The sequence below is a fragment of the Agrobacterium sp. Ap1 genome (genome assembly GCF_017313375.1).
GTDB lineage: Bacteria > Pseudomonadota > Alphaproteobacteria > Rhizobiales > Rhizobiaceae > Neorhizobium > Neorhizobium cellulosilyticum.
In genome coordinates, this window is the sequence record NZ_JAFLMY010000008.1 from 176,003 (window position 1) to 196,054 (window position 20,052).

Sequence of the window (20,052 nt, forward strand, 5' to 3'; positions counted from 1 at the left end):
GGGAAGGAGGTTTTGCGCGGCTCTGCGGAGAAGAATAGTTCGTGATATTCTGCTGGATATAGCGATAGCCGTGCTTATGGCAAACTCAATTTTGACGCTGTTCCGGTTCTTCTGTTCCCCCAAATCCTTGGGGTTGTGAGAGAAGGCGGCGTTGATAGTCTTTCATTTTCCGAGGGAGAATCAGATGGACGTCACTGCGCTTGCCGGCTTTGCTGCCGCATTTCTCTTCTTCGCGGCCAGTCCCGGTCCGGATAACGTGACGATCGTTGCCCGTACCGTCGCACAGGGCGCCTTGTCGGGGATAGCCTATGGGGCAGGGACGTGCACCGGCATTCTCATGTTTCTGGCGCTGGCGGTTTTCGGCCTGTCGGTCGTCGCCAGCGAGATGGGTGTCGTTATGACTGTCCTGCGCTATGGCGGCGCGATCTATCTCGTGTGGACGGGGATCAGGCTCTGGATGGCTGAACCGGTGGTGCCGGCGCTTACGCCACAGGCGAATGGAAGCCTGTTCGGTGCCTATCTGACCGGCGTGGTTCTCAATCTTGGCAATCCCAAGATGCCGCTGTTCTATATCGCGCTGTTGCCGAATGTTGTCGGTACCGGGTTAGCCGTTGCTGATGGCGTGATGCTGGCCATGATCATTCTCGCCGTGGAAGTCGTCGTCGTGGGCGGGCATGTGGCGCTTGCCAGCCGCGCACGGCATGCGCTTCGCAATCCCCTTATCGTGCGGTGGGCCAATCGCGCTGCGGGGTCAGTGATGATCGGCGCAGGCGCTGCCGTGGTCGTTGCACGTTAATCGAATTCCAGAACGGTGCTCTCGAAGCGCAGAACGGTTTCGCCCTTCTGGTTGACGCCCTGATTGGCCGTCAGGTTGATCGACGTTCCTGGCCGCGACATCAGTGGGCGGCTTTCGATGAGCGTGACCGAATAGGTGATCGTATCGCCGGCATAAACGGGCTTCAGCCATTGCAGTTTCTTGAAACCGGGCGAGGGGCCGAGTTTTGGAGGTTCGATGCCTTCGGCTAGAAGCCGGGCATGTTCCTTGGCCCAGTAGGCGATAAACATCTTCATCCAGCCTGCGCAGGTATGCCATCCGGATGCGCACAGGCCGCCAAAGACAAAGTTCTTTGCTGCTTCCGGATCGGTATGAAAGGGCTGGGGATCGTATTTCTTTGCGAAGGCTATGATGTCTTCTGCGGTGAAGAGAAGCGAGCCGGTGACGACCGTCTGGCCGGGTAGGGAGACGTCGGCGAGTTTCATGCCCTGTCTCCGGCGGTTACTGTTTCGTCGGCAGGGCGGGCGCGGAACATGATCGGGTTTTCGCCGCGCATGACGATTTCGTCGTTCTGGTTGATGACCTCGTGGAGAAATTTGACGAGGCCGAGACCGGGGCGCGAGCGAAGCGGACGTGCCTCGATCACCGTCGAGCGGCCGGAGAGCGTATCTCCCGCAAGAACGGGCTTTTTCCATTCCATGAATTCGATGCCGGGAGAGCCTTCCGACGAAGACTTCGCCAGCCAGCCGTCATACATCATGCGCATGAAGAGGCTTGCCGTGTGCCAGCCCGATGCCGCCAGTCCGCCGAGAATGCTGGCCTTGCCGGCCTCTTCGTCAAGATGCATCGGCTGCGGATCGAATTCGCTGGCGAATTCGATGATTGCCGCCGCATCGAGCGTGCATGACGCAAGCGGCAGAACGCGGCCGGGGGTGAAATCCTCGAGGTAAAGCATGGTGCGCCTCGGCAATGGAGAATGAGGCTACGGTCGGGAAACTCCCGGCCGTAGCGCATGGTTTTCGATCTTAGGTGTTGAAGCGGAAGTGGATGACGTCGCCATCGTTGACGACATATTCCTTGCCTTCGTCGCGGCCCTTGCCTGCTTCCTTGGCGCCGACTTCGCCCTTATAGGCGATGTAATCGTCGTAGGAGATGGTGAAGGCGCGGATGAAACCGCGTTCGAAATCGGTATGGATGACGCCAGCGGCCTGCGGTGCCTTGGTGCCGCGACGGATCGTCCAGGCACGGCATTCCTTCGGGCCGACGGTGAAATAGGTGATCAGGTCGAGCAGGTGGTAACCTGCGCGGATCAGGCGGTCGAGGCCGGCTTCTTCAAGGCCAAGTGCGCCGAGGAACTCCTTGGCTTCCTCATCGGGAAGCTGGGCGACTTCGGATTCGATCGCGGCCGAGATGATGACGCATTCGGCGCCCTGAGCCTTTGCCATTTCGGCGACGGCCTTGGTGTGCTCGTTGCCATCGACAGCATCGCCTTCGGCGACGTTGCAGACATAAAGGACCGGATGCGAGGTCAGGAGGTTGAGGCTCTTGAGGATCTCGATCTCTTCCGGTGCCAGCGTCTTCAGGAGAATACGGGCCGGCTTGCCTTCGTTCAGAAGCTTGATGACTTCTTCCATCACCGGCAACTGGGCGATCGATTCCTTGTCCTTGCCGGTGGCTCGCTTGCGGGTCTGTTCGACGCGGCGCTCCAGGCTTTCGAGGTCGGCGAGCATCAGCTCGGTCTCGATCGTGTCGGCGTCGCCAACCGGGTTGATCTTGCCCTCGACATGGGTGATGTCGTCATCTTCGAAGCAGCGCAGCACGTGGACGACGGCGTCGACTTCGCGGATATTGGCAAGGAACTTGTTGCCCAAGCCTTCGCCCTTCGATGCGCCGCGCACGAGGCCGGCGATGTCGACGAAGGAGATGCGGGTCGGGATGATTTCCTTCGAACCGGCGATCGTCGCAAGCTTCTGCATGCGCGCATCCGGAACAGCAACTTCACCGGTGTTCGGCTCGATCGTGCAGAACGGATAGTTCGCAGCCTGCGCGGCAGCCGTCTTTGTCAGTGCGTTGAAAAGGGTGGACTTGCCGACATTGGGCAGTCCGACGATACCGCATTTAAAGCCCATCGGGGATGAAACCTATCGTTTAACTGAGTTTGCAGTGGCTATGGGGGAAAGTGCCTTGCGGGTCAAGGCTTGCGATATTCTGCATCCGTCTCAGGAGACGCTATGGCTTGAAATCTTCCTGCTGCGGCGCAAGATAACTCATATGCCCGATTGAGGCTTTCCTCACATGGAGGTCAAGCTGATGGCCGAAGATACGGTTCTCGCCCCGAAAACGAAATCGAAACCAAAGCTGGAGCGGCCCAAGCTCTACAAAGTCATATTGCTGAACGACGACTACACGCCGCGTGGGTTTGTTACGATGGTACTTAAGGCCGTTTTCCGTATGAGCGAGGAGACGGGCTTGCGGGTGATGATGACCGCTCACCGGCTTGGTTCCTGTGTGGTCGTCGTCTGCGCAAAGGATATTGCCGAAACGAAGGCCAAGGAGGCGGTGGATCTCGCGAAGGAAGCGGGCTATCCGCTGATGTTCACCACCGAGCCGGAGGAGTAACTTCTCCCGGCTATTGTGTAATCGGCCGATAGAGGAAATCATCGGGCAGACCCAGCCTTCGGCAAGCCTGGATCGGTGGAGAGAATTTGAGCACCAGTCTATCGGCCGTGCGGGCGGCAATTTTCACGGTGGCGCGTTCGAGATGCGTCAATGACCATTTGCGGCCAAGCTCCAGCCGCTGCCTGATCCACTCCGGCAGGATCTCGATGGCCGCCTTGAGCAGGAGCAATTGTAGCGGGCGTGCCGGCCCTGGAAGGGCTGAGACCGTGCGCATGATGTAGAGAAATTCGCCGAGGATGGGTGATGGTTCAAGCCGCGAGCCCTTGGAAGCGAAGAGCAGGTCGAGTTCCATCTGGGATGCAGGCGCGCCACGTGCGCCGTAAAGCTCTGCGGCTGGTCGTGCCTCGCGGAACAGGGAAGCGCGTTCATCTGCGGACAATGGCCGCACAAATCGGTGATATGCCTGCATGAAGCCGAAGCCGGCGGTCGCCTGCACCCAATCCAGCAGCTCGCGATCGTTGGCGTTGTAAGCCTCACCATTGCTGGTGCGCCCATCCACCCTGCTGTGGCGCCGTACGACGCCGGCAATCATCGCTTCAGCCTGGCTGCGGGCGCCATAGACTGTAACCATGGCCGCCAGACCTGTTCGCTGGAGGCGTGTCAGTGCATCGTGTCGGAAAGTGCTGTGCTGCCAGACGCCGTCACGAACCTTGGGTTCTGCAAATTCCAGCAGGACGGCGGCAATTCCGCCGATGAACAAGGAGATCTGATTCTTGAAGATACGCCAGGAGACCGAGTCCGCAGCCGTCAGTGCCGCTTCCCCTTTTGGGGTAGAGAAGTCGATGGTCGGACCTGCACTGTTGATAAGCCGTGCGGTCGTGCGATCTATCCGGTCATGCAGCAGGCCGGGAAGAGGCAGGGGGCAGTGTGATGAAACATCGAGAACTCCTTTTCGCGGGAAAGCGGAAAAGGGACATTTGTTCCAGTTTATGTGATTTATTGTCGTATTTTAGGGCCGTTTCAAGTGCGCGCGCTTCAACTCAATTTTCCTTGCCTCCGAACATCTTCTTCAGCATTTCGGCCATCGGGCCAGATGTCGGCAGGTTCGGCTTTCCGCCATTGCGAGCCTGACGGATGTGGGATTGGCCCGCAGATTTTGGGGGCTGCGGCTGTTTTGCCGCCGGTTTTTCCGGCTCCGGCTTGCCGCCTACGGCAAGCGTCAGCTTGTTCATCAACTGCGAGTCCTCGCCCTTGACCAGCATCCCGGCATTGTCGGCGATCGCGTCCATCAGCGGTTCCAGCCAGACCTTGTCGGACTTGGCGAAATCTCCCAGGACATGTCCGTGCACCAGTTCCTTGTTTCCGGGGTGACCGATGCCTATGCGCAGCCGGCGATAATCCTTGCCGCAATGGGCGTCGAGCGATTTGATGCCGTTGTGCCCGCCGTGGCCTCCGGCTGTCTTGAGTCGCGTTCTTCCCGGTGGCAGATCGAGTTCATCGTAGATCGCGACGATATTTGCCGGCGTCAGCTTGTAGAAGCGCATGGCCTCGCCAACGGCCTCGCCCGAGAGGTTCATGAAGGTCTGCGGCTTCATCAACAGAACCTTCTCGCCGTCGATCTCGCCTTCCGAGATCACTGCCTTGAACTTCTTCGACCAAGGCGAAAAGCCCGCACGTCGCTGAATGGCGTCGACAGCCATGAAACCGACATTGTGGCGGTTGCCTGCGTATTGCGCTCCGGGATTGCCAAGGCCAGCAATGATCAACATTGAAACTCTCCGTCTTTCTGCGCTCTGTCACCACCGCGAAATGACGGCACTGTCAATGTCTATGTGTCTATTTTTCCCACAAGCGGAGGGGCTTCAGTCCGTAGCGCCGGAGAATTTCATCCTGGCCTTTTTCGCGGATGAGTGCATCCAGCCCATCCTGCATGCGGGTGATCATGTCATCGGGCATCTGCTTGTTGCAGGCCATGCCAAAGTGACTTTCCGAAAAGGGCAGAGCGATTTCCACCGGCTTTCCCTCGAGTTTTAGCCTTTCAAAGATGTTGTCCGACATCGGCATCATGTCAACGCGTCGCTCCAGGAGCTTGTTGAGCGTGATTTCGAAATCCGAGCTCAGATCGATCGAGGGAAAACCTCGTTCGCGCAACAGGGTCTCCGTGAAGTCCGCCCGGTGCGTGCCTATTGTGTAGCGCTTGGCTTCGTCGAGTGTGCTTGCCGTAACACTCGACCCCTTAAGGCGTACCAGTACATGCCGGCTGATGCTTAAGGGCGTCACCCATTTGAACCGGTCTTCCCGTTCTGGAATACGCGCAGCGGAAAAGGCGCAGTGCATGGGCAAGGTCTCGGCCAGGGTGATTGCTCTTGCCCAAGGCATTATCTCCATCGTGAACGGAATACCTGCCTTCCCCATCAGAGCGGCGACCTGTTCTACACTGGACCCGCTATATGTTCCGTCTGCGTTACGATAGATGAACGGAGGATATGATTCAGTCGTGAGCGTCACCGCAGTCTGGGCAAGGGCGGGTGCTGTCGCTCCGAGCATGCCGATCAGTGCAATCATCATCTTCATCGCGGGCCTCCGAAATGTTACTGGAAGCGTCGTGCCTCGAAGCTTGAGGCGCTCTGTCATATGCGCTCTGTACGCTTCATGTCTCAATATCACCGCTTGTTCCTACACATGCACAACTGCGCAGTTGGCATGCATATCTAATTGTGACACTTCGCCGTTCAGCTGGCGAGCGATGCCTTGCTGGGATGTCCAGAAAAATCTGCCAGCAAGTCATTGATTTCGCGAGGCCTAGAGAAGTGGTAGCCCTGTGCGTAGTCGACGCCGATCTGCATCAGCTGTTGCCGCTGCTGCGCCGTTTCAACGCCTTCGGCCACGACCTTACACTGCATCTGGTGCGAAATGGTCGTAATGCCTTCGATCAGCATCCGGCTTTTTCGCTCCAAATCGCTGTCACCACCAAGGAGCGACTGAACGAAGGATTGATCAATTTTGACGATATCGACAGGGAACCGGTTCAGATAGCTAAGAGATGAATAGCCGGTGCCGAAATCGTCCAAGGCGATGCGGCAACCGAGATCGTGCAGCTCGGAAAGAGTTCTGCGAATCTCCGGGTCGTCATGCATCAATACAGCCTCGGTGATTTCGATCACAAGGCGGGCCGGCAGGATTCCCCCTTCACCCAGCATTCTGGTCAGGCGCGCGGGAAGGCAGCGTTCGAATTGCAAGGGCGAAAAGTTCACGGCGACATATGTGTCGCCAAGGCCAGGAAGGCGAGAAACGCGATTGAGATTGGCGATTGCATCTTCAAGAATAAGATTGCCGATCGCGGCAATCGATCCGTTTTCTTCCGCAACGCTGACTAGCGGACCCGGGGGAAGCAAGCCCTTGCGAGGGTGGCGAAGACGCATGAGTGCTTCGAACCCGACCGGTATGCCAGTTGCCATGCCTACGATCGGCTGAAAATGCGCTTCGAACCAGTTGGCTGCAATTCCTACTTCGATGTCGCTTTCAATTTCGGCTTTTTCCCTGGTTCTTGTCAGGATAGCGGGATCGTAGACTCTGGCGCCGTTCTTACCGTCACGTTTGCGGGCATACATGGCCAGATCGGATTTCTGCAGCAGTTCGGCGGCAGTCGCTGCGTGTTGCGGATAAAAGGCGACACCCACGCTGGCGCTCAGCCTTATGCCGGTTCCTTCGATACGAAACGGCGATTCGAACATGTCGATAATCTGCTGGCACAGATCAGCACTGCGGCTTTCGGCGTCCGGGCCGGCGATTACGATGGCGAATTCGTCGCCGCCAAGTCTGGAGACTGTATCCGTGTCGTGCAGCATGGGTTGCAACCTTACAACGAACTCCTGCAGAACGAGGTCGCCCGCTGCGTGCCCATGATTGTCGTTGATCGCCTTGAAGCGATCGAGGTCGACAAAGAGGCAGGCGAGCTGGGTCGCCATCCGGTCGGCTTCGACGATATGACGGTCCAGAGCGGCTTCGAAACCCTGCCTGTTCAGCAGTCCCGTCAAATGGTCGGTTATCGCCTGCTGATGGTTGCGGAATTCGGATTGCTTCAGTTCGGTGACGTCGGTCATGACACTCAACGAGCCGGCAAGATGGGTGGTGGTTGCGCCAAGATCAGCTTCGGCGATCAGGACATCAAGGATGCGGCCGTTCTTGCACAGGAAGCGTACGGTAATTTCTATCGTAACGCATTGGGCCGCTGTGTGCCTTCTGCGATTTTCAAAAGAAGCACGGTCTGGGGCGAAAAGGAAATCCGAAAAATGCTGTCCGATAACTTCTTCTCGCTGGTAGCCTGTGGCCAACAGCCAGTAGTCGCTCACGGCAGCCACTGTGTCGCCCGCGGTCAATGAGAACAGCATTGCCGGCGTGAGGTTGTAAATTTCTATCGTTTGCTGATGGGCTCGTTTCAGTTCCTTTTCCTCGCGCTCCAGAAGGAACTGCATCTCGTTGAAACTCTTTGCCAATCTCCCCATCTCATCGGCGGAGCGCCAGTCTACGTGGTGTCGCGAGCCAAGTCTGCGGGTGGCCTCGATTGCGGCTGTCAGACGTGTCAAAGGGCGAACGACCATGATCCTGTTGCCGAAAACGGCAGCGCCGAACACGGTCAGGATAGCGATGATGAAAATGGATATGAACGCAAACTCGATCTGATGCAGGCCCGAGAACCAATTGGCAACCGGGACGTAGATCGTCAAAGTGCCGACTTCACGAGGTCCCTGCAGGGATCGATAGATCACCGTCTGGCTGCGCGCTTCGAGAGTATTGAGTTCTGGCGCTCCGGCAACAGCCTCGAAGACGTTGAGCTTGCCCGTGGTGTCATTGATCTGAACGGCGTGGACCATCTGATCAAGCAGCATCATTTGTGCGACCTGGCTGATGCTGTCCAGATCCAGGTCCCATAGCGGTTTTCCGAGTGCCTGGGTGTTGCTGTTCATCACGACATCAACATGCTCACCGATGCTCTGGGAAGCCTGCTGGGACGAAAGGGCGAGGAAGAGCGTAAAAAGCGGAGCCACGACGACGAGAAGCGCGCCAGATATTATGGCAATGAAACGACTCTCAACAGAATGAGTCATTTGTTTTCCCCGGCCCAATATTGCTCTTTTTAAAATACCACCCCGTATTTCCCCACTATCCTTCCACCCAAATGTTTAAACTTCCCTGACACGTTCTCCCAAATATTGCCGAGATGCATGATCTGTGAGCCGTGATAAAAACAAAAAAGCCCGCCGAAGGGCGGGCTTTCTGTCTCAATCGAAGAATATCTATTATTCTTCGGAAGGAGCAGCAACTTCTTCTTCAGCAACACCAGCAGCCGGAGCTACGAGCGTGGCGATGGTGAAGTCGCGGTCGGTGATGACCGGGCGCACGCCCTTCGGCAGCTTGACGGCCGAGATGTGCATGCTGTCGCCGATCTTGGCACCGTCGAGGTCGACGGTGATGAATTCCGGGATGGCGTTGGCCGGGCAGTGGAACTCAACCGTGTGACGGACGATGTTCAGGACGCCGCCCTGCTTGATCGCGGACTTGTCTTCGTTGACGAAGTGAACCGGAACGTCGACGGTAACTTCGGTGTTGCCGGAGACGCGCAGGAAGTCGACGTGCATGGTGAAGTCACGCACCGGATCCAGCTGGTAGTCCTTCGGCAGGACGGTGTACTTCTTGCCATCGAGATCGATGGTTGCAATCGTCGTCATGAAGCCGCCGGCGTGAATACGCTTGGTGACCTCATTGGTGTTGAGGGCGATTGAAATCGGGGCCTGCTTGTCACCGTAGATGACAGCGGGAATAAAACCGTTGCGGCGAAGTTCGCGGGAGGACCCCTTACCTACCCGTTCGCGCGCCTCGGCCTTGAGCTCGTAAGATTCCTGGCTCATGGCATTTCCTTTCGAGGTTATTTGGAGAGTTCAGTCGATCAAAAATGGTCGTTCTGAACCGGAAGGCGTGAAACGCACTTCATCCGCATTGCCTCCAAGGGTGTCTACGCGGACGCGCCCCTATAGTACAATGCCCCCTGTGACGCAAGGGTTTCGTGAATATGACAACATGTTGTATTCCTGCGGTCGCACAGCTACCTGTTGCGGGATATTTGCTCGCTGTTGATCCTAGGTAGGCCCCTCTTGCAAGATTGTTAAGTAAATTTCTTCTGGTTCAGCCGAAAACTGCAAACTGAGCCAGTAAGTATCGGATTTGTTAAATATACGACGTCGAAAAGCATCATCGATCTCAAGGAATGAAATTGATGTATGGCGTCGTCACTTGCCTGGTGCAGGAACACAATCTGAAGCTCGTGCTTGTGGCCGGCATGCTTTGCTTTCTGGCAAACCTTGCAACGGTGTCATTCATCGGTCGGGCACGGGAAACAAATCGTGCTGCGCGTATAACCTGGGCCGCGGTTGCTGCAGGAGCCGGAGGATTCGGCATATGGGCAACGCACTTTGTCGCAATGCTCGCCTATGATCCGGGGCATACTTTCCGCTTCGACTTTGCACTGACGCTGGTTTCACTGGGGCTGGCTTTCATGGCCACCTTTGCCGCGGCCGCCATCATTCTCATCATTCCGACGCGTTCCGCGGCTGCAGGGGCGGGTGTTGTGTTCGGTGCGGGAATTTCCTGCATGCACTTCACCGGGATGTCTGCCATCGAGTTTGCCGGCGCGATTGTCTGGGATCGTTCGCTGGTGGTTGCCGCGATTGCTGTGGCCATACTTATGGCGCCGATAGGCTTTGTCATTGCGCTATCGAGAGGCGCAAAGGCCGTCGTCCTGGCTGCGGGCATTTTGTCGCTGGCGATTGTATGCATGCACTTTATCGCCATGGGAGCGGCAACTTTCGTTCCTGATCTGTCCATGGCAATCGAAGTTGGCTCGATGTCAAAGCCGCTGATGTTATCGACGATCGTCGTCGTGTCCTTGTCGCTCATCGGGTCGGGGGCGACAGCCGCGATCGTTTCGAGCCGCGCCGCGCGATCGTCCAAGGCCAGCGAGAGGAACTTCCAGCTGCTCGTTCGTGGCGTGACCGATTATGCGATTTACATGCTGGATCCAGCAGGCATCGTGACGAACTGGAATGCCGGTGCCGAGCGTGCAAAGGGATACGCCGCAAAGGAAATTATTGGCCAGAGTTTCGCGCGTTTCTATTCGCGTGATGATCAGGCTGCGGGGATGCCCCAACTGGCCTTGTCAACGGCGCGCGAGAGCGGTCGTTTCGAAGCTGAAGGAAAGCGATACAGAAAAGACGGTACGTGGTTCTGGGCGCATATCGTAATCCAGCCGGTCCGTGATGAGGACGGCGTGCTGATCGGTTACGCCAAGATCACGCGCGACATAACCCGACAGAAACAAGACAGCGACCGCATCGCTCAGGTCACACAAAATCTGGATCTAGCGCTGGAAAACATGAGCCAGGGCATCTGCCTTTTCGACCGTCACGAAAGGCTGATACTTTGCAATGGACGTTATCGCGAGATGTTCAAGTTTCCGAAAGGCTTCGTTACGCCTGGGATCAGTTACTGGGACATCGTGCGCAAGGGTTATGAGATGTCTTACTTCGACCCGCAGGATGCTCTGACGCGCGCGCAAAAACACTACAATCGCTATATGTCTGCAGTGAGATCAGGGCAGCGTGGCATCGTGCACCGCACGGCCGGTGGACAGACATTTCGCATTGGACTGAACGTGCTCACCGACGGGGGCTGGGTTTCGACCTTCGAGGATATCAGTGAACAGGTTCGCTCCGAGGAGCAGATCGCCTTCATGGCTCGTCACGACAGCCTGACGCAACTTCCCAACAGAGCCGCTTTCATGAGCCATCTGGAAAGCGAGGTTCTGCATGCGGAGAGTTCCGGCCATCGGCTGGCGGTGATCGGTATCGATCTGAACAGGTTCAAGCAGATCAACGACCAGTTGGGACATGGCGTCGGCGATGCCGTGCTCAAGGAAATTTCCCGCCGCATGCTCAGGGTCATCGGGGCCAATCAGATCTTTGCTCGTTTCGGCGGTGACGAATTTGTGGCGGCCATGCGATATGACGAGATCGGCGAAGTCAGTGTGTTGCTGGATCGCATGATGAGCGAATTCAACCGCCCCATGGATGTCGAGGGACATCGCCTGAGCACCGGTGCGAGCATGGGCGTTGCACTCTATCCGAATGACGGACAGTTGCCGGAGGCGCTCATTGCCAACGCCGATCTTGCGATGTATCGCGCCAAAGGATCGCTATCCGGCCAAGTCTGCTTCTACGACGTGGAAATGGATGAGGCCGCCCGTGACCGCACCAAGATGGCGAAGGAGCTTTGGGTCGCCATCGAGGAGAAGCAGCTTTACCTGAATTATCAGGTCCAGAAGTCTGTTTCCACGGGAGAGATCACCGGTTACGAGGTGCTGCTGCGCTGGCGTCATCCGGAGCGAGGCCTCGTTTCTCCTGCAGATTTCATACCTGTTGCGGAGGAATGCGGCGCCATCCTGCCAATCGGTGAATGGGTGCTTCGCGAGGCTTGTCGTGAGGCGGCCGGCTGGCCCGTCGCACACAAGATTGCAGTCAATCTTTCGCCTGTGCAGATCGCACACACGGACATGCCGGCGCTCGTCCATCGGGTTCTGATCGAGACGGGATTGAAACCTGGCCGGCTGGAACTGGAGATTACCGAAAGTTCGATTTTCAGCGACAAGCAGCGGGCGCTGCATGCGCTGCGGGCAATCAAGGCGCTCGGTGTCTCCATCGCCATCGATGATTTCGGCACCGGCTATTCGTCATTGGAGACGCTTCAGTCCTTCCCGTTCGACAAGATAAAGCTCGACCGCAGCTTTCTGGCCGATGTCGAGAGGAGCGAGGAAGCGAAAGCAATGGTCCGGGCCATTCTGGCTCTGGGACAGGGATTGCGCATTCCGGTTCTTGCCGAAGGCGTCGAGACGTCGGTCCAGCTGGACATCCTCAGGCAGGAAGGTTGCCATGAGGCGCAGGGCTATCTTCTTGGGCGACCCATGCCGATCGACAAGCAAAACCTCACCGAGGCGGCCTGACCGCCTTGGGTGACGGACTGAGGCTGCGGCATCAGCGGCGGGCTTCGCCGCCCGGTGCGTAGACCGACTTCTGCTCGAAGCGGAACTTGAAGCCGCAATCGCTGCAGCGGATCATGTGCTTGCGCGGGTCGGTGGAGGCAAATTCGGTGCGAAAACCCTTAGGGAGTTCATCGATACGGAAATCCCGGTTGGCGGCGCGCTTGTCATCGATTTCGGAAACTTCGGCAAAACCGGTATTGCCGCACTGGGAACATTCGAGCTTTCGGGAATAGCGGTCGCGGGCGGCCATGCAGGACTCCTTGGATATACCGGACCTACATAGTCAACGTGTTTGCCGAATGCAAAACGCCGGGACGATTGCCCCGGCGTTTTGCTGTTGTCTTCCAGCGATTTTTATCAGCGGCGGCATTCGCCGGATGAAATGATCCCGAAGCCGGCGTTGTTTGCCTCGCAGGCATTGGGGAAAGTCTGGTTGCGGCCGCCGCGCTGGCCGCAGACGGGTCGGTATTCGCGGGTGCAGATGCCGCCGGGCTGAGGGCGGCCTGGATTGCCCGGCCTGTCCCAATCGGGACGGTCGGGTCTGCCGGGGCGATCCCAATCAGGCCTGTCAGGCCGGCCGGGGCGATCCCAGTCCGGACGATCCGGTCTGCCGGGGGCTCTGCATTCGCCGGAACCGACGACACGGAAGCCGCGCGCATTTGCCTGGCAGGAATTGCCGAAGGTTTCCAGTCGTCCGCCTCTTTCGCCGCAAACCGGGCGATAGTCCATGGTGCACATCTGCGGGCCGCGGTCGGGGCGGGGAGGTGGGTAATATCCTCCCGGGCCGGAGGGCGGGCCACCTTCGACGCAGGCCGAAAGAAGCGGTAGCAGTATAAGAAGCGGCAGCTTTGCCATATGGGTCGATATGAATGACATTCGTGATTCCTCCCCGTTGAATTGAGATCAATCTAAAACATCGGGCCGAAAATCGATATCGACTTTCGGCCCGAGTGAAATATTCGGATATTTACGTGTGACTGCTGGAAGCAATCAATCGAACAGGCTGGAAACGGAGGATTCCATTGCCGTGCGGTTAATCGCTTCGCCGAGAAGCTGCGCCGTCGAGATGACGCGAATGTTCGGGGCGGATTGAACTGCCGTCGTCGGCTGGATACTGTCGGTGATGACCAGTTCCTTCAGCTTGGACGAGGAAATACGGGTGACTGCGCCGCCGGACAGAACGCCATGGGTGATATAGGCGGTGACGCTGGTGGCGCCGTTCTTCAGCAGGGCTTCAGCCGCATTGCAAAGCGTACCGCCGGAATCGACGATATCGTCGATCAGCAGACAGTCCTTGCCGGTCACGTCACCGATGACGTTCATGACTTCCGATTCACCGGCACGTTCACGACGCTTGTCGACGATGGCGAGCTGGCAATCGAGACGCTTGGCGAGCGAACGGGCACGCACCACGCCGCCGACGTCGGGCGAAACGACCATGACGTTGTTCAGGTCGTAGTTTTCCTTCACATCGCGCGCCAGGATCGGCACGGCGTAGAGGTTGTCCGTCGGAATATCAAAGAAACCCTGGATCTGGCCTGCATGCAGGTCGAGGGTCAGAACGCGGTCGGCGCCTGCCTCGGTGATCAGGTTGGCGACGAGCTTGGCCGAGATCGGTGTGCGCGGACCTGCCTTGCGATCCTGTCTTGCATAACCGAAATAGGGAAGCACCGCCGTGATGCGCCGTGCGGACGCTCGCCGGAACGCATCGATCATGATGAGCAATTCCATCAGGTGATCGTTGGTCGGGAACGACGTGGACTGGATGACGAATACATCCTCGCCGCGCACGTTTTCCTGAATTTCTACGAAGATTTCCTGGTCTGCAAAACGCCTTACACTGGCTTTTCCGACTGGGACATTGAGATAGCTGCAGATCGCGTCGGCCAGATGCCGGTTCGAATTGCCTGCGAAAACCTTCATTTCGGTCCGCCTGTATTGAAGCTGGATGGGGGCCTTTTACCGCCGCTGCCCTTGAATGCAAGAGCGTTTTCCAAATGCGCACGCAATTTTATGAATGAACTGTGACTTGAGGCCCTAAAAAGCCCTTTTCACAGTCGCGATGCCGTTTGCCGCCAGTCGAGATAACCCGATATGGTCTTGTCCGCAATCGACTGCATGACGGATGCCGGTATTGCCGCCCAGGGATCCGGTCCTCGTGCGGAAAGTGTTTCCTGCCCCTGCATCCGGTGCAGCCGCGCGCCGCCATTGTCGAGAACGTCCCAGACATAGACGACCGTCACCTTGCCATCATCGGAGAGGGCGGAGAAATAGCCCTTCAGGATGTGTTCGGTGTTGGTATCTGAAGAAGATCTGATGCGTACACCGCTTGTGCGAGCGGCGACTGCAAGCTGGCGCGAAAGAGGTGTGACGGCTTCGACCGGAGCGCCGATGATTGGAAGGAAACGGATCGTTCCAGCGCTTTCAGCCGATGTCGATGGCAATTCCGCCTGATGTGCCGGGGAGGCGATCGGTGGGTTGCCGGAGGAAGGTGCCTCTATCTGGCCGTTGGCGACTTGACCTTGCCATTCCGGCGGTGGGCCTGAGGAGGATGGCGAAATGGCCTCGCCGTCGTCCAGAGCTCGGGCCTGGCTATCCAGGGTATTGCCCTGTCTATGGGCATAGATATTCGAGGCAGGTGGAGCGGATTGAATCGGCGAGGCGTTATCGGTTCCGACCATTCGATCGGTATCGGCCTGGGTGACCGGGCTGGAGGTTCTCTCCGTTCCGCCACCGATATCGACCTGCGGCGTCAGGGCATCGGTCGTATTGCAGGCTGAAAGCGCGAGCGAGAAGGCAAGAGTTGCAGCGATATGCCATGATCCCGATCGCTGCACCCATTTACCTCTCTAATCCCCGCCTGCTTACGAGCTTAGAGGTGGGGTTTCGGATGTGTCAATTGCGGGAAATGGTGCAGTCAGCAGACGATCAGGTCGAGGCCTCTTCGTGATAGCGGTTCCGGCGCACCTTCGGTCGTCAGATAGGTGTGACCGAGCGTCATTGCCGTGCCGCTATCGGAATCCATGATGATCATGTGGACAAAGAGTGTCATGTCGGGAAGTATTTCCTGCTGATTGCCGACATGGAACATCTGCTGCTCCATCCAAGACGGCGAGAAGCGGGCACCGAGCGAGTAACCGCAGGCGTTCAGCCGGTGGCGGGAAAGGCCGCGTTCATCAAGGATGCGGGCATGGGTGTCGAAGACATCGCCGAAGGTGTGGCCGGGGCGAAGCACTTCCTCGATCGCCTGGATGGTTTCCAGGCAGGCCTTGTAGAGCTCGCGGTGGCGGAGCGACGGCTCGCCGATCACGACCGTACGCATCATGGCTGCATGATAATGCGCGGAGGCGCCGGCCCATTCGAGCGTCAGCTGGTCATTGGCTTCGAGCTTGCGCCGGCCGGCCTTGTACCTGCACAGAAGCGCATCCTCGCCGGAGCCGATGATGAATTCGTTGGCCGGATAATCGCCGCCACCGGAAAATACCGCGCCCTGCATTGCGGCCAGAATGTCTGCCTCATCTCCGCCGGCCTTGATCAACGGAAGGGCCGCATCCAACGCATCGTCTGCCAGTTCGGCTGCACGCCTTGCATAGGCGATTTCGGCCGGGCTTTTGATCAGGCGCAGACCGCCGACGAGATAGGAGGCGTCGATCAATTGACCGAACGTGGAAAGCTGGTTGTCTATGAGGCGCGCGACGCGGCCGGTCATGCCATGCGTATCGTATTCAATGCCGATTCTTGCTCCGAGCAGATCCATGTCGCTCAGGAGGTTCTTCAGGTCGAGCGTAGGGTCGGCATTCACCCGATCGACCCAGATGGAAATATTCTCGATGATCGAAGTCTGGCGTGCCTGACGCAGATCTGCCGACCGTGTCAGCAGCGTCATGGACCCGTCCGCCTTGACGATCAGCGTTTGGAAAAAGCAATAGCCGAACGTGTCATAGCCGGTGAGCCAGTACATGCTTTCCTGTGCAAAGAGCAGCACCGCATCGAGCTTCTGCTCCTGCATCTCGGCGAGAAGCCGGTTCAGGCGGGCGGAATATTCGTCGCGTTCGAAGTGCAAGGCCATATCAATCCTCCCGAATCGTGATCGCTGAAATCTGGCGGCCGTAGTCCGGCTCTTTTGCGTGAGTAGTGCGTCGATAGGAAAAGAAACGCTCGGCGTCCGGATAGGTGTCCAGGTTCAGGTTTTCTGCCTTTACGCCGGCATCGGTGAGACGCTTGATGGTCATTGACGGAAGGTCGAACATCGCATGGTGCTGCTTCACCGAGGGGGAAAAGAAGATTTCGTAGGAAGGATTGGCAGATTTGAAATTGGAAACGAATTCTGGTCCCACCTCGTAGCTCTTTGGTCCGATCGATGGGCCGAGAACAGCGGTAATGCGGCCGCGATCCGCGCCGAGCGAGACCATGGCTTCGATGGTGTTTTCGAGCACGCCGTGGAGCGCACCTTTCCATCCGGCATGGGCGGCACCGATCACGCCGGCCTCAGCATCTGCAAACAGGATCGGGCCGCAGTCGGCCGACAATACGCCGAGCACGATGCCCGGAAGATTTGTCACCATCGCATCGGCTTTGGGCCTTTCGCTCGCTGCCGATTGTTCGTCGACGATCACGACATCGGGAGAGTGGACCTGATGAACAGTCGCCAGCCGGTCCAGCGGCAGGTCAAACCATGCGGCAACACGGGCGCGATTCTCAATGACCCTGTCGCGGTCGTCATCGGAGCCTATCCCGACATTCAGGCCTGCATAGATGCCTTCGGAAACGCCGCCCTTGCGGGTGAAAAAGCCGTGCCGGATGCGTGAGCCTGCCCGTTCGCGTAGCAATTCGCTTTCGATCGGCAGCGGCAGGTCGTTATTCGGCATAAGCGTCCATCCTGTTGATTTTACGAGATAATGCACGCGAATGCGGCTGTTTGCGCCGGCGAGAGTGGCGCAGAAGACGCCAATCTGTCAATGCGGTTCGGCTAAAGCGCGTTTGCGCGACAGGCCTTGATGATCAGTCAACCGGGCGGAACGGCATGAGTTTCAGGGCGGGGCTCGAAACGGCGATGACCTTGAAGAGTTCGCCCATCTTTCCCGCACCTTCTCCCGCCAGGCGATCGACCGCGGCGCCGATGAGGCGTTGCTCGGGGGGATCCTTATCGCGGGCAAGAGCCGTGGCGCGTTCGGCAAGGCCGAGGCCGTAGAGAAATTCGCCCTGACGCAAACCCCCATTGAGATGAGCGCCGCTTGCGAGAGCCACCTTGGCAAGGTCTTCGAAATCAACATGGCTGGTGAGATCCGCTTCGCCGGGATGGGCGAATGGCGGGTCGAACTCGTGGTTCATCACGGCCTGCAGTGTATCGCCGAAGCCGGTGACCATGTGGCCGTAATCGATAATCAAGGCGGTGCCGCCGTGTTGCCCCAGACGCTCGCAGAGGGTCTGCATGACAGCCTGGCGGGCAGGGGCGACTTCAAAGATCGTTCCGTCCGGAACCGCGCCGGTATGAGATGGAAGGAGTACCGGATCGACTGTCGCGACACCGGCGGCGAATGCGAGCTCATCATTGATATCCAGGCCGATCAGCCGCTCGCGGAAACCGGTCGGCGTCTTGATGAACTGGCGGATCGGGATAGCGTCGAACAGCTCGTTTGCGGCGATCAGGCAAAAACCTTCCGGGACATCCTCGAAACTGTCGTGCCAGTTGATCATCGTTGAATAGGCTTCGAGCGTCACTCGCTGGACGCCACGTAGGCGCTCGCTGGTTTCCACCAGATGTACAGTCATCCGCTCGAACAGGGCGGGCGAGATCCGTTTGATGACGCGCAGCATGTCGGCCATCATCGTGCCGCGGCCGGGGCCGATCTCGACGAGGTGGACATTTTCAGGCGTGCCGTGCTGCTGCCAGGCATGGACCATGAAGATGCCGACCATCTCGCCGAACAGTTGGCTGATTTCCGGCGCGGTGATGAAATCGCCGTGACGGCCGAAGGGTTCGCGCGTGCGGTAATAACCGTATTCAGGATCGGCGAGGCAAAGCGCGAAATAATCCGTAACGGTGATGGGACCGTTTGTCCGGATCAGATTCTTGATCTTTTCGGCCAGGGGAGTGGTGTTGGGAGTGCTCATGGCAGACTCGATCCCTCATGCCTTGGCGGTACGGGCCGCAACGAGCGCCCGAAGAGCAGCCCAAAGACCAATCAGCACCATCGGGCATGATAGGACCATGCCCATGGTCAGCCAGTTCGTGCCAAGAAGATAACCCAGCTGCGCGTCCGGTTCGCGGAAAAACTCGACGAAAATGCGCGACAAACCGTAACCCATGACAAAGATGCCTGCGATAAGCCCCGGCTTCTTGAAAGCCTTGATGCCGAAGATCAGAGAGGCAAGCAGGAGGAGAAGGACAATTCCTTCCAGTGCGGCTTCATAAAGCTGGCTCGGATGCCGGGCAAACGGGCCGCCGGTGGGAAAAACAATCGCCCAAGGGGCCGAACTCAATCGCCCCCAGAGTTCGCCATTGATGAAATTAGCGATGCGACCGAAAAGCAGGCCAATCGGTACGACGGCAGCGATGATGTCGAACATGCTCCAGACGGGGATCACGTTCTTGCGAGCAAACAGGATCATCGCAACGATTGCGCCCATCAGGCCGCCATGGAAGGACATGCCACCGTTCCAGATCTGGATGATGCGGATCGGGTTTTCCATCATGACGGGCAGGTCGTAGAACAGGACATAACCGGTGCGCCCACCGACCACGATGCCGACGGCAATCCAGACGAGGAAGTCGTCCAGATGCGTCTTTGTCATCGGTGCGGCATCGCCTTTCCACAGCGTCGGCCGGTCGATCAGCTTGCGGGCATAAAGCCAGCCGATGATGATGCCGGCGACATAGGCAAGGCCATACCAGTGAACGGCAAGAGGCCCGATGGCAAATGCTACCGGATCGATATCTGGAAACGGCAGAATGGCGAGAAAATTCAAGGCTTCGTACAATGTTTGTTCCCGGTTTGACCGACCTTGGCGGACCATGGCCTTACCAAAAGTGGCGGTCAAGCCGGAATCGTGCAACCGGTTACCACAGTAGTGGATGGAGCTTGCAAGAGACCGCCGCTGGCCCTACTTCCTTGTCATGGACTTAATGATATGCCGGGGCATTTCCGCCGGCTTCAAGGAGATGACGACATGTCGACCGGGACCAATCGTATTTTCGACGACTTCGCAAAGATCATGACCGACGCAGCGGGCGCTGCCCAGGGTGTTCGCAAGGAGATGGAAACTGCCTTTCATGCGCAGGCCGATCGTTTCCTCAATAGCATGGACGTGGTCAAGCGCGAGGAATTCGAGGCAGTGCGCGAGATGGCTGCTCGCGCTCGCGACGAGAATGACGCGCTGAAGGCCCGTATCGAAGCGCTCGAGGCTAAGCTGGCTTCCCAGCAAGGCTGATTGCAGAGCTGCCTGTCTTCCAGAATCGTTTCGGCCTCTCATGTCCGCATGGGAGGCCGATTCGTATCTGTCATTAACTTTTCCGTGCCGAGTCGGGACGATGTCCCCTCGTGGTGAGATGTGAATGTCCTCAAAA

General features: G+C 57.9%; 20 protein-coding genes. 4 read left to right on the forward strand and 16 right to left on the reverse strand.

The features are described from left to right. Positions 1–184 precede the first annotated feature (184 nt). Positions 185–796: a LysE family translocator gene (locus JZX87_RS17520; RefSeq protein ID WP_206827026.1), complete on the forward strand. Its 612-nt coding sequence runs from the start codon at positions 185–187 to the stop codon at positions 794–796. On the opposite strand, the gene JZX87_RS17525 is transcribed toward JZX87_RS17520, so the two are convergent. The 3 genes from JZX87_RS17525 to ychF all read right to left on the reverse strand — a co-directional run bounded on the left by JZX87_RS17525 (position 793) and on the right by ychF (position 2,904). Next, positions 793–1,260, reverse strand: coding sequence for a MaoC family dehydratase (locus JZX87_RS17525; RefSeq protein ID WP_148147493.1), 468 nt, complete (start codon positions 1,258–1,260; stop codon positions 793–795). The genes JZX87_RS17520 and JZX87_RS17525 overlap by 4 nt on opposite strands. Continuing rightward, positions 1,257–1,730: a MaoC family dehydratase gene (locus JZX87_RS17530; RefSeq protein WP_148147494.1), complete on the reverse strand. Its 474-nt coding sequence runs from the start codon at positions 1,728–1,730 to the stop codon at positions 1,257–1,259. The genes JZX87_RS17525 and JZX87_RS17530 overlap by 4 nt, the downstream gene beginning before the upstream one ends. Positions 1,731–1,800: 70 nt before the next feature. Then, positions 1,801–2,904 carry a redox-regulated ATPase YchF gene (gene ychF, locus JZX87_RS17535; RefSeq protein WP_148147495.1) on the reverse strand — a complete coding sequence of 368 codons (1,104 nt, stop codon included), beginning with the start codon at positions 2,902–2,904 and terminating at the stop codon, positions 1,801–1,803. Positions 2,905–3,085: 181 nt separating this feature from the next. Here ychF and clpS point away from each other — a divergent pair, with 181 nt between their 5' ends. After that, positions 3,086–3,394 carry an ATP-dependent Clp protease adapter ClpS gene (gene clpS / locus JZX87_RS17540; protein ID WP_148147496.1) on the forward strand — a complete coding sequence of 103 codons (309 nt, stop codon included), beginning with the start codon at positions 3,086–3,088 and terminating at the stop codon, positions 3,392–3,394. 10 nt (positions 3,395–3,404) lie between these two features. Here the strand turns inward: clpS and JZX87_RS17545 are convergent, their stop codons facing one another. From JZX87_RS17545 to JZX87_RS17565, 5 genes are all read right to left on the reverse strand, one after another. After that, positions 3,405–4,313 carry an oxygenase MpaB family protein gene (locus tag JZX87_RS17545; RefSeq protein WP_502711325.1) on the reverse strand — a complete coding sequence of 303 codons (909 nt, stop codon included), beginning with the start codon at positions 4,311–4,313 and terminating at the stop codon, positions 3,405–3,407. A 121-nt stretch (positions 4,314–4,434) separates the two neighbouring features. Continuing rightward, a complete protein-coding gene (gene pth, locus JZX87_RS17550; RefSeq protein WP_206827030.1) occupies positions 4,435–5,163 on the reverse strand; it encodes an aminoacyl-tRNA hydrolase in 729 nt (242 codons plus the stop codon). Positions 5,164–5,230: 67 nt separating this feature from the next. Beyond that, entirely contained in the window at positions 5,231–5,959 is a 729-nt protein-coding gene (locus JZX87_RS17555) for a substrate-binding periplasmic protein (protein ID WP_286194825.1), read from the reverse strand. A 167-nt stretch (positions 5,960–6,126) separates the two neighbouring features. Then, positions 6,127–8,502, reverse strand: coding sequence for a putative bifunctional diguanylate cyclase/phosphodiesterase (locus JZX87_RS17560; protein ID WP_148147500.1), 2,376 nt, complete (start codon positions 8,500–8,502; stop codon positions 6,127–6,129). A 192-nt stretch (positions 8,503–8,694) separates the two neighbouring features. Continuing rightward, positions 8,695–9,303 carry a 50S ribosomal protein L25/general stress protein Ctc gene (locus JZX87_RS17565; RefSeq protein ID WP_148147501.1) on the reverse strand — a complete coding sequence of 203 codons (609 nt, stop codon included), beginning with the start codon at positions 9,301–9,303 and terminating at the stop codon, positions 8,695–8,697. 356 nt (positions 9,304–9,659) lie between these two features. Here JZX87_RS17565 and JZX87_RS17570 point away from each other — a divergent pair, with 356 nt between their 5' ends. Further along, positions 9,660–12,446, forward strand: a complete 2,787-nt coding sequence (locus tag JZX87_RS17570; protein WP_502711322.1) for a bifunctional diguanylate cyclase/phosphodiesterase — start codon at positions 9,660–9,662, stop codon at positions 12,444–12,446. Positions 12,447–12,477: 31 nt separating this feature from the next. On the opposite strand, the gene JZX87_RS17575 is transcribed toward JZX87_RS17570, so the two are convergent. The 8 genes from JZX87_RS17575 to lgt all read right to left on the reverse strand — a co-directional run bounded on the left by JZX87_RS17575 (position 12,478) and on the right by lgt (position 19,466). Next, positions 12,478–12,735, reverse strand: a complete 258-nt coding sequence (locus JZX87_RS17575) for a hypothetical protein (protein WP_148147502.1) — start codon at positions 12,733–12,735, stop codon at positions 12,478–12,480. Between the two features lie 107 nt (positions 12,736–12,842). Continuing rightward, complete coding sequence (locus JZX87_RS17580; protein WP_183821400.1) at positions 12,843–13,361, reverse strand: Kazal-type serine protease inhibitor family protein; 519 nt, start codon at positions 13,359–13,361, stop codon at positions 12,843–12,845. A 114-nt stretch (positions 13,362–13,475) separates the two neighbouring features. After that, positions 13,476–14,408: a ribose-phosphate pyrophosphokinase gene (locus JZX87_RS17585; RefSeq protein ID WP_148147504.1), complete on the reverse strand. Its 933-nt coding sequence runs from the start codon at positions 14,406–14,408 to the stop codon at positions 13,476–13,478. Between the two features lie 128 nt (positions 14,409–14,536). After that, on the reverse strand, positions 14,537–15,322 hold the full coding sequence (locus tag JZX87_RS17590) for a hypothetical protein (protein WP_353654205.1): 786 nt from the start codon (positions 15,320–15,322) through the stop codon (positions 14,537–14,539). A gap of 80 nt (positions 15,323–15,402) precedes the next feature. After that, complete coding sequence (locus JZX87_RS17595; protein ID WP_206827032.1) at positions 15,403–16,554, reverse strand: M24 family metallopeptidase; 1,152 nt, start codon at positions 16,552–16,554, stop codon at positions 15,403–15,405. 1 nt (position 16,555) lies between these two features. Beyond that, positions 16,556–17,353: a peptidoglycan editing factor PgeF gene (pgeF, locus tag JZX87_RS17600; RefSeq protein ID WP_206827034.1), complete on the reverse strand. Its 798-nt coding sequence runs from the start codon at positions 17,351–17,353 to the stop codon at positions 16,556–16,558. A gap of 133 nt (positions 17,354–17,486) precedes the next feature. After that, positions 17,487–18,599: a class I SAM-dependent methyltransferase gene (locus JZX87_RS17605; RefSeq protein WP_206827036.1), complete on the reverse strand. Its 1,113-nt coding sequence runs from the start codon at positions 18,597–18,599 to the stop codon at positions 17,487–17,489. A gap of 15 nt (positions 18,600–18,614) precedes the next feature. After that, positions 18,615–19,466 carry a prolipoprotein diacylglyceryl transferase gene (gene lgt / locus JZX87_RS17610; RefSeq protein ID WP_206827037.1) on the reverse strand — a complete coding sequence of 284 codons (852 nt, stop codon included), beginning with the start codon at positions 19,464–19,466 and terminating at the stop codon, positions 18,615–18,617. 189 nt (positions 19,467–19,655) lie between these two features. Here lgt and JZX87_RS17615 point away from each other — a divergent pair, with 189 nt between their 5' ends. Then, on the forward strand, positions 19,656–19,916 hold the full coding sequence (locus JZX87_RS17615) for an accessory factor UbiK family protein (protein ID WP_183821403.1): 261 nt from the start codon (positions 19,656–19,658) through the stop codon (positions 19,914–19,916). Positions 19,917–20,052 lie beyond the last annotated feature (136 nt).

Excerpts from the sequence above, each read along its gene's own strand:
- JZX87_RS17595 (WP_206827032.1), bottom strand. The coding sequence starts at position 16,554 with ATGGCCTTGCACTTCGAACGCGACGAATATTCCGCCCGCCTGAACCGG.
- ychF (WP_148147495.1), bottom strand. The coding sequence starts at position 2,904 with ATGGGCTTTAAATGCGGTATCGTCGGACTGCCCAATGTCGGCAAGTCC.
- JZX87_RS17570 (WP_502711322.1), top strand. The coding sequence starts at position 9,660 with ATGAAATTGATGTATGGCGTCGTCACTTGCCTGGTGCAGGAACACAAT.
- JZX87_RS17525 (WP_148147493.1), bottom strand. The coding sequence starts at position 1,260 with ATGAAACTCGCCGACGTCTCCCTACCCGGCCAGACGGTCGTCACCGGC.
- pth (WP_206827030.1), bottom strand. The coding sequence starts at position 5,163 with ATGTTGATCATTGCTGGCCTTGGCAATCCCGGAGCGCAATACGCAGGC.
- JZX87_RS17530 (WP_148147494.1), bottom strand. The coding sequence starts at position 1,730 with ATGCTTTACCTCGAGGATTTCACCCCCGGCCGCGTTCTGCCGCTTGCG.
- JZX87_RS17520 (WP_206827026.1), top strand. The coding sequence starts at position 185 with ATGGACGTCACTGCGCTTGCCGGCTTTGCTGCCGCATTTCTCTTCTTC.
- JZX87_RS17575 (WP_148147502.1), bottom strand. The coding sequence starts at position 12,735 with ATGGCCGCCCGCGACCGCTATTCCCGAAAGCTCGAATGTTCCCAGTGC.
- JZX87_RS17580 (WP_183821400.1), bottom strand. The coding sequence starts at position 13,361 with ATGTCATTCATATCGACCCATATGGCAAAGCTGCCGCTTCTTATACTG.
- JZX87_RS17560 (WP_148147500.1), bottom strand. The coding sequence starts at position 8,502 with ATGACTCATTCTGTTGAGAGTCGTTTCATTGCCATAATATCTGGCGCG.
- JZX87_RS17615 (WP_183821403.1), top strand. The coding sequence starts at position 19,656 with ATGTCGACCGGGACCAATCGTATTTTCGACGACTTCGCAAAGATCATG.
- clpS (WP_148147496.1), top strand. The coding sequence starts at position 3,086 with ATGGCCGAAGATACGGTTCTCGCCCCGAAAACGAAATCGAAACCAAAG.
- JZX87_RS17605 (WP_206827036.1), bottom strand. The coding sequence starts at position 18,599 with ATGAGCACTCCCAACACCACTCCCCTGGCCGAAAAGATCAAGAATCTG.
- pgeF (WP_206827034.1), bottom strand. The coding sequence starts at position 17,353 with ATGCCGAATAACGACCTGCCGCTGCCGATCGAAAGCGAATTGCTACGC.
- JZX87_RS17565 (WP_148147501.1), bottom strand. The coding sequence starts at position 9,303 with ATGAGCCAGGAATCTTACGAGCTCAAGGCCGAGGCGCGCGAACGGGTA.
- JZX87_RS17555 (WP_286194825.1), bottom strand. The coding sequence starts at position 5,959 with ATGATTGCACTGATCGGCATGCTCGGAGCGACAGCACCCGCCCTTGCC.
- JZX87_RS17585 (WP_148147504.1), bottom strand. The coding sequence starts at position 14,408 with ATGAAGGTTTTCGCAGGCAATTCGAACCGGCATCTGGCCGACGCGATC.